Genomic DNA, 7,487 nt, shown 5'->3' on the forward strand with positions numbered 1-7,487 from the left:
ATACGGAGCGTTAACAGATGGCACGTTTTGATATCAAGCAAATCCACCTCATGCTCAACGAGCGGGTGATCACCGGCTTTACGGCGGAAAATAACGCCATCGATTACAAATATGCCAAAGACGCGGGGGAATACGCCATCGGGGCGCACGGTACCGGGGTGTTTATCAGCAACCCGGACGAGTCCACGGTGCTGACCCTCCGCATGCTTCAGCACCACCCTGACGTGGCCTGGCTGAACCAGCAGCGTGCCCTGCAGCGCAAGAGCCTGAAATCCTTTACCCCGTTCTCGCTCATCATCACCGACCTGATGAACGACGACGTAGCCACCGGCTCGAAGGGCTTTTTTACCGCGCTGCCAGCGTATACCCGTGGTGCGCAGCATAATCCCGGGGTGTTCACCCTGACCTTTGAAACCGGCACCATGTTGCTGATGAACGGGATTGACTACTGATGGAGCTGAAAAAGACGCTGACCCTGGACGGGGTGGACTACGTGATGACGCCGGTTAACGCGGTGCAGGGCTGGGGCTGCCTGCAGAAGCTGCTGGGTGCTATCGGGCGCAGTAAGATGATGAACGGCGGCGACGGTTCGATGGCCACCGCCATTGCCTTGGCGTTTTCGGTGATGGACAGCAGTGAGCTGGCAGAGCTGCAGCGCATGGTGTTTGACAGCACGGTGGTGAGAGGTGAGGGGGGCGCAATGCCCTTTAAGCTGGCGGACCAGGCTGAAACGCACCTGAACCAGTACCGGTCACACCTGCCGCAGTTGCTGGTGGAGGGGGCGCTGTACCAGTTTGAAGATTTTTTTACTGGTATCCGCGCCACGCTGGGCAGTTTGTTTCCGGGGATGGAGTCGGTGATGGCGTTCCTGGCGAAGGCGCGGGAGGTGGCGGGGGAAGCGGAAGCGTCCTCAGTGACGGAGCAGACGGACCCGACTGGTTCATCTGGACACCCGTCATCCGTAAGTTCGCCAGCCTAGCTGAGCTGAAAACGGCCTATACCCTGCCTGACCTGATGGCGCTGCATGACGCCATCAGGGAGTCAGATGAGATCCGGCAAAGGGATATGCCGGAGACATGAAAAAATATTTACGCTGAGCACGCAGAGAATAAGCATCAGCTGGACGTTGTAATAATATTTAAGCGGTCTGACTACAATGGGAATTGCACTTAATGACACGGACAGCGGTTATTTTTCATGAATGTTAAAAAATTCATATCCAGACATGTTGAGCTTCTGACGCTGCTGGCTTTGGTGCTTGGTGGATACACAGTTCTGATGATGCTCATCAGTCTGTCACTGAAATTCAGGTTTGAGATCCATATTCTCCTTCACCGTATTTTTACAATTATCTGATTAACCGCAGGCTTTGAAAATCCAGCGATAAGCCTGATGAAGAATATGCTTAAGAAATTCAAAAAATCCCCTTACGTCCCTGGCGACAAGGCACTGACCTGTGTCCAGCGCATTATTGACGGTACCCCTGTGATGAAGGATTAATGTCACACCCACCGTCAATGCAAGCAGTATGGATGACATGATGAGCACGCTGCCGGTCCTGATATGCCCGGTTTTGATATTCGCTGCGTTATGATCCTGACCATTTATGGGGGCACTTTCGAGCTCCTGAAAAATGTTATGCAGAAATCTGACTGGTTATGCGTGGCTGAAAATCGGCCGGATCACTGGGCGCTGGATCTGAGAAGCCGCCCAGAGATCATGTTGCGCCTGCATACCTGTCCACATTTCCGCGCTGGTGCCTAATGCGGATTCCAGGCGCAGAGCCATATCGGCAGAGATCCCCGCATTGCCATTCAGTATGCGCGAAAGTGTCGCGCGGGTGACCCCGAGCGATTTTGCCGCCTCGGTGACAGAGATACCGTCGAGATATTCGCGCAGTACCAAGCCGGGGTGTGCGGGGTTGTGCATTCTGGTCATGGTTATTTCCTCAGTGGTAATCCTGATAATCAACAAGAATTGCGTTATCACCTTCGAAAAAGAAAGTCATACGCCAGTTTCCGTTAACTGTTATTGCCCAGTGTCCGGCCAGGCTTCCTTTCAGAGGATGAAGCTTCCATCCGGGGGCGCTCATATCTTCAGGGCGTGTTGCTGAGTTCAGGGCGGTAAGCTGAATTTGCAGTTTTACCGCATGTTTAGGCTGAATGCCTGCGGTTGAACCGCTTTTAAAAAACTTTTCCAGCCCTTTGTGCCTGAAGCTTTTAATCATCGCCGCTCATCCCTATTCCGTATAGCGTAACTATACACTATGCGAAATCAATTTCAAAACATGGTGCGTTATGGCCCTAATTGACGAATTCCTTTATGCGCTTGGCTTTCAGGCCGACCTGCGCGGCGGCCAGGCGTTTGACGAACAGCTGCAGCGCATCGGCGACCACGGTGAAAGCACCCGCCATTCCCTGCTCAGCACCATCACGGTGGCCAACCTGCTCTCCCACGCGCTGGAAAAGGGCGCGGAGATGGCAAAAGAGGTCGGCGGTGAATTTATCCGCACAGCGAAAGAAATGGAGGACATGAAGGTCACCTTCGAGTCGCTTTACACCACGGCGGCAGAGGGTGAGCAGAAGTTTCACTGGCTGGTTAATTTTGCACGCGCCAACCCGGTAATGGGGCTGGACGCAGCGAAAGAGGCCTTCCTGTCGCTGAAAAATAACGGCGTTGAGCCGACCGCCGCCGCCATGAAGGCAATGGGCGATACCATGGCCGCCATGCCGGGGATCGGCTACATGCTGGGTAAAGACGTCGGCGAACTGCTGGAAGGACGCTATGCCATGGGCGGTGCGATTGCCCAGGCCGGGATCAAGCTGCACAAGAGCAGCAAAGGCGGCGAAACGTCCTATCACGGCTCCTATCAAAACCGCGAAGGCCAGACAATACCTATTAAGCTGGACATCAGCGATGCCAATAAAACCATTGAGCAGCTGACTAAAATTCTTGAGGACCGCTTCGGCGGTACCATGGATAAACACGCTAAAACCATGACCGGCCTGATTGCCCGCTGGAATATGGACTGGAAGAGTTTTCAGATGGCCATCATGGACAACCACGTATTTGCCGCGGTGGAAGATGAGCTATTCAGTCTGATCACCCAGTGGGAAGCCTGGGCGAAATCACCCGATGCGCATCAGATGCTGGCGGGTATCAGTCAGATCCTGACGCTGATTGTGAAAATCATCGGTGAGGCCATCAGGCTGACCGCCACCCTCGCAGGCTGGTTCAGCCGGTGCTTGGGAGATGCGACCAGCCTCCAGTTCGTCCTCGCTGCACTGTTCGTCGCTGCCAAATGGAACACGATTATCGGGCTGGTGGTGAAGTTCGCGTCTGGTCTGAGGGATGTCTACGCGGCACTTCAGCTGGTGGCCGAAGGTGAAAGTATCGTTGCCGTGCTGGGTGCGCTGCTCGATCCCCTGGCGCTTATCCCTTTGCTCATCGCCGGGGCCATTTTTGGTGTGGGATCGCTGATAAAAAAATGGGATGAATTTAAGTTCGGCATGACAACGGGTTTTCTGGATACCTTTTTCCTGGGATTTGATTTGCTAATGGTCCGCATAAAATCATCCCTGGAATGGATGATTGGACGTGCCGAGATTCTGTTTTATGAAGCCAAACAAAAATTCCATCGGGCTGACAATGCCGACATTATCGATATGAAGCGCCTGCAGGCGAAGTACGGCATGTCCGAGCTGGAATACGGACTTCAGAAAATGCAGGATGAAAAAAGCCATCATGATGCCGGTAAAGACCGGGAAAACCTGATAGGTAAAGTGCATGCTGCACATCCTGACTGGAATTCGGACCAGATAATCCGCTGGACTAAACGGAACCGGCCTGACGATTATCAGCGCCTCTTTGTCCCCGAGATCAAAGGCAATACTGACGGGCTGCCGGCGGGAATGTCTCCTGATTCACTGAAAAATTTATCGAATAGCTTCAGCCCCCAGAAGTCAGTGAGTTCAGCCCCTGCAAAAATTGATAATTCAGTCACGGTTCATGCTGACAACATAACGCTGCATTCAGATAATCCGGCGGATATGGCGGAAAAACTGGTAGCGGGTTACAGAGAAACAAACGCGTCACTGGCCTCATCAATGGAAAATCATGGTACCGGAGGGAGGCGATATTGAGCGACGCAGCGGTCACAACCAGAATCGGCACCTTTGTTTTTGACGTGGTGACGGAGGAAAGCCACCACTCTGAGCTTAAAGTCACGGATAACCCGGTCGAGTCCGGCTCGCAGATTTCCGATCACGCGATACTGACGCCACGACCTTTTGAAATCACCGGCATCATGGTGGACTTCGATCCGTCGGACACGCTGTTTAATCAGCTGGCAGAGGATAATTATGTCCGTGAGCCGGATTTTATCGACGACCTGCCCATCCCGGGCGAAATCAAAAGCCTCACCGCGCAGGGCGTCAGCCTGGCAAACCGGGTACTGGATCAGGTGGCGTCTGCAGCCAGCTCGCTGGTGGGCGGTTCATCCGGCCAGCGGGCGCTGGCACCCTGGCTGCCGTCCCTGCTGGACACGGATTCAGCGGATCTGGCGACCAGCGATCAGCGCGTGGCCGATGCGCTGAAGGCGCTGCGCAGCATGCAGCAGTCCGCGACTCCGATCACCATCACCACGCAGACCGCCAGCTATGAGCAATGCCTGCTGCTGAACGTGGACGTAAAGTTCACCCGCACCGGATCAGCAGCGTTCAGCCTGAAATGCCGTGAAATATTTATTACGACCACGCAGACGGCCAGTGGTTTAAAGGTTCCCTCGCAGGGTAAAACCGGCGGGCGTACGGCTAAACAGGCGGCGAAGATTGTGAGTAAGGGGGGCCAGAATGGGGAAAAAATCAGCAGAGAGGCCATGACGCCTGCGCTCCAGGCGCAGTTTGATTCTTATGGGGTCACGACCGAATAGCAACCAGACCTAATCTGTTGAGAAATATCTGATAAAGGATGTTTAAAAACAAAGCCCCGTCTGTGAGCGCAGTACGGGGCTGTATTGTGAATTAGGAGTTTGCCCGCTGTGTAGCGTTCTTCTCAAGTATATTCATATCCGTTTTGGATTTATTCAACATTTTAGTGGTTTTGTTTTTGGTTTTTTTCCAGTCTTTCTGCACAGTATCTTTTGCCCCTTTCATATCAATCTGCGCATCTTTCTGAATGTTCCGTGTAAGACCCGCTGCCGATTCTGATGTGCAGTGTCCGCCTTTATGGTGAGAGCCGATGCCCCCGGTCAGGTGGGTACCCAATGGGCAGGCTACTGAAGAAAAAGTCATCAGGCCACATGACGCAATAACAAAGACAGCAAGTATTTTTTTCATGGTTTCTCTCAGGGTTATTTTCAACAAAAAAAGTTTTGATTTATTGATTTTTATTTTAAAGAGGACTGCATAAACACAATGGCAACTCTCTACAGACTCGCGGTCAGCAGCGATCCGTACCAAACCCTGAAGGTCACGGTCGGCAGCACCCGGTATCAGCTAAGCCTGCGTTATAACCCGGTACCGCCGGGCGGGCAGTGGCTAGTGGATATTTCTGACGCCGGTACTGGTCAGGCCCTTATCAGCGGCTATGCCCTGGTCTGCGGCGTGCCGGTGCTGAAGCGCACGCGGCTGCCGTTCTGGCTTTACCTGTACGACAGCAGCGGCAATGCGCTGAACCCTTACGGCGGCAGCGACATGGGCAGCCGCTGCATTCTTTACCTTATGGACAGGAGCAATGACAGCGATTAAGCAGTATGGTCGTCAGTACATTCTGACGATCGGCAACAGTAAAGAATCCATTCAGATTAACAACCTCCGCGTCGCCTTCAGCATTTCCCACACCCACGACAAAACGCCCAACAAGGCCACGATCCGCGTCTGGAACCTGACCCCTTCACACCGGCATCAGGTGACCGGCGGCGAGTTTAAGCAGGTCGCGCTGGCGGTCGGCTATGGGTCACTGGAGAACTGCCGGGTGCTGTACGCCGGGCAGATCACGAAGCCTGCGGTTGTCCGCGAGGGGCTGGACTTTATTCTTGAGCTGACCTGCGACGACGGTGCTACCGCGTACCGGGATACATTCGTGAACGTGACGCTGGCGGCGGGCAGCACGCATGAGGATGTGATTGCACACTGCGCGGGGGAAATGACCGGCATCACGCCGGGAAATATCGGCCTGCCGGCTGACGTGACGTTTACGCGCGCGAAGGTCTGTTACGGCCCGGCCCGGCACGTGATGACGCAGGTGGCGAACCATCACGGAGCGGACTGGATGATCCAGAACGGGGAACTGCACGTGCTGCACCCTGATTACTGCCTGCCGGGTGAGGGTGCGCTGCTGAACGAATCCGGCGGCATGCTGGGCAGCCCGAAACCCACCGATCGCGGTCTGGAGGTGTCCTGCCTGCTTCGTCCGGAAATCACCGTGGGCTCGCTGGTGCGGGTTGAGTCGATCGTGGCGTACTACAACGGCGACTACAAGGTGGTGGCGGTGAAATCAGAGGGCGACACGCACGCGTCCCGCTGGGAATCACGGCTGACGCTGGTAAACGGGAAATTTAAGCAGGCGAAAAAGCTGAAAAAGAGGAAGAAAAAAGATGAGCACGCTTAGCCGGGACACGGCCTCGCTGGATTCGGTCATGGCAGCGGCGGCGGATGATTTATCAGGCCGCCTGCGCGTGGCCATGCCCGCCATCGTGACGGCGTTTGATGATAAACGGCAGACGGTGACGCTGCAGCCGGCCATTGCCGGCACGGATGAGAACGGCGATGCCATCACGCCGACGGTGCTGGCGGACGTGCCGGTCAAGTTTCCGCGCGGCGGGGGCTTCGCCTTCACCTTCCCCGTGAAGCCCGGCGATGAGGGCTGGGTGTTGTTTGCCGATCGCTGTATCGATAACTGGTTCAGCAGCGGGCAGGTGAGCCAGGCGGCCGAGCACCGCCAGCACGACTGGGGCGACGGCGGGTTTCTGCCCGGCTTTTCCAGCCTTACACGGGCTATCGGCAGTTTCCGCAACGACGCCATCGTGATGCGCCAGCTTGAGGGCACCGGATATGTGTCCATCGACACCGGCGGCAACGTTGACATCGATGGCGCAAAGCTGACGGTTCACTGCCAGGCCGAATTTATGAAGCCCGTCACGATGGATGACACGCTGACGGTGACCGGGACCGCTGCGATGAACGGCGGCCTGTCGGCCAGTGGCGGCAGCGGGGCGGCGGCGAAGATTACCGGATCGGTTGAGGTCACCGGCGGTGACGTAACGGTTGACGGCATCGGCAGCAAATCACACCACCATACCGACAGCCAGAACGGGCAGACCTCGGAGGCGCAGGCATGAGGACACGACGGACTGACGGAAAGGGTGACTGGACGTTCGGGCGGGGCCGCGCATCCTACGCCAGCAAGTCTGAGTGCGTGCGGCAGAAGGTGAAAACCCGGCTGCTGTCGCTGAAGCAGGACTGGTTTCTGGATCTGGAGCACGGCCT

General features: G+C 55.5%; 10 protein-coding genes. 7 read left to right on the forward strand and 3 right to left on the reverse strand.

The features are described from left to right. Window positions 1–17 precede the first annotated feature (17 nt). Entirely contained in the window at window positions 18–452 is a 435-nt protein-coding gene (locus F3I20_RS23515; protein WP_150015957.1) for a DUF3277 domain-containing protein, read from the forward strand. After that, window positions 452–979 carry a phage tail assembly chaperone gene (locus tag F3I20_RS23520; RefSeq protein WP_150059942.1) on the forward strand — a complete coding sequence of 176 codons (528 nt, stop codon included), beginning with the start codon at window positions 452–454 and terminating at the stop codon, window positions 977–979. The genes F3I20_RS23515 and F3I20_RS23520 overlap by 1 nt, the downstream gene beginning before the upstream one ends. Before the next feature lie 677 nt (window positions 980–1,656). Here F3I20_RS23520 and F3I20_RS23530 read toward each other — a convergent pair. Beyond that, window positions 1,657–1,938 (reverse strand): HigA family addiction module antitoxin, encoded by a 282-nt coding sequence (locus tag F3I20_RS23530; protein ID WP_150038733.1) that lies wholly within the window; start codon window positions 1,936–1,938, stop codon window positions 1,657–1,659. Between the two features lie 10 nt (window positions 1,939–1,948). Then, entirely contained in the window at window positions 1,949–2,227 is a 279-nt protein-coding gene (locus F3I20_RS23535) for a type II toxin-antitoxin system RelE/ParE family toxin (protein WP_150038731.1), read from the reverse strand. A gap of 70 nt (window positions 2,228–2,297) precedes the next feature. Here F3I20_RS23535 and F3I20_RS23540 point away from each other — a divergent pair, with 70 nt between their 5' ends. Beyond that, window positions 2,298–4,142, forward strand: coding sequence for a tape measure protein (locus F3I20_RS23540; RefSeq protein ID WP_150059943.1), 1,845 nt, complete (start codon window positions 2,298–2,300; stop codon window positions 4,140–4,142). Beyond that, window positions 4,139–4,930 carry a phage baseplate protein gene (locus tag F3I20_RS23545; protein ID WP_150059944.1) on the forward strand — a complete coding sequence of 264 codons (792 nt, stop codon included), beginning with the start codon at window positions 4,139–4,141 and terminating at the stop codon, window positions 4,928–4,930. Before F3I20_RS23540 ends, F3I20_RS23545 begins: the two co-directional genes overlap by 4 nt. Window positions 4,931–5,021: 91 nt before the next feature. Here the strand turns inward: F3I20_RS23545 and F3I20_RS23550 are convergent, their stop codons facing one another. Beyond that, complete coding sequence (locus tag F3I20_RS23550) at window positions 5,022–5,336, reverse strand: hypothetical protein (protein WP_150038723.1); 315 nt, start codon at window positions 5,334–5,336, stop codon at window positions 5,022–5,024. Window positions 5,337–5,414: 78 nt separating this feature from the next. Between F3I20_RS23550 and F3I20_RS23555 the strand changes: the two genes are divergently transcribed. The 3 genes from F3I20_RS23555 to F3I20_RS23565 are packed head-to-tail and all read left to right on the forward strand — an operon-like array spanning window position 5,415 to window position 7,339. Further along, window positions 5,415–5,747 carry a phage baseplate plug family protein gene (locus F3I20_RS23555; protein ID WP_150038721.1) on the forward strand — a complete coding sequence of 111 codons (333 nt, stop codon included), beginning with the start codon at window positions 5,415–5,417 and terminating at the stop codon, window positions 5,745–5,747. Next, window positions 5,734–6,609 (forward strand): phage protein, encoded by an 876-nt coding sequence (locus F3I20_RS23560; protein WP_150038720.1) that lies wholly within the window; start codon window positions 5,734–5,736, stop codon window positions 6,607–6,609. Before F3I20_RS23555 ends, F3I20_RS23560 begins: the two co-directional genes overlap by 14 nt. Then, entirely contained in the window at window positions 6,596–7,339 is a 744-nt protein-coding gene (locus tag F3I20_RS23565) for a Gp138 family membrane-puncturing spike protein (protein WP_150016030.1), read from the forward strand. Before F3I20_RS23560 ends, F3I20_RS23565 begins: the two co-directional genes overlap by 14 nt. Window positions 7,340–7,487: the final 148 nt, after the last annotated feature.

The sequence above is a fragment of the Candidatus Pantoea gossypiicola genome, from assembly GCF_008632075.1.
Classification (GTDB): domain Bacteria; phylum Pseudomonadota; class Gammaproteobacteria; order Enterobacterales; family Enterobacteriaceae; genus Pantoea; species Pantoea gossypiicola.

What these genes read in the sequence shown, in the direction of transcription:
- F3I20_RS23530 (WP_150038733.1), bottom strand. Translation starts at nt 1,938, where the DNA reads ATGACCAGAATGCACAACCCCGCACACCCCGGCTTGGTACTGCGCGAA.
- F3I20_RS23550 (WP_150038723.1), bottom strand. Translation starts at nt 5,336, where the DNA reads ATGAAAAAAATACTTGCTGTCTTTGTTATTGCGTCATGTGGCCTGATG.
- F3I20_RS23535 (WP_150038731.1), bottom strand. Translation starts at nt 2,227, where the DNA reads ATGATTAAAAGCTTCAGGCACAAAGGGCTGGAAAAGTTTTTTAAAAGC.
- F3I20_RS23520 (WP_150059942.1), top strand. Translation starts at nt 452, where the DNA reads ATGGAGCTGAAAAAGACGCTGACCCTGGACGGGGTGGACTACGTGATG.
- F3I20_RS23560 (WP_150038720.1), top strand. Translation starts at nt 5,734, where the DNA reads ATGACAGCGATTAAGCAGTATGGTCGTCAGTACATTCTGACGATCGGC.
- F3I20_RS23565 (WP_150016030.1), top strand. Translation starts at nt 6,596, where the DNA reads ATGAGCACGCTTAGCCGGGACACGGCCTCGCTGGATTCGGTCATGGCA.
- F3I20_RS23555 (WP_150038721.1), top strand. Translation starts at nt 5,415, where the DNA reads ATGGCAACTCTCTACAGACTCGCGGTCAGCAGCGATCCGTACCAAACC.
- F3I20_RS23515 (WP_150015957.1), top strand. Translation starts at nt 18, where the DNA reads ATGGCACGTTTTGATATCAAGCAAATCCACCTCATGCTCAACGAGCGG.
- F3I20_RS23540 (WP_150059943.1), top strand. Translation starts at nt 2,298, where the DNA reads ATGGCCCTAATTGACGAATTCCTTTATGCGCTTGGCTTTCAGGCCGAC.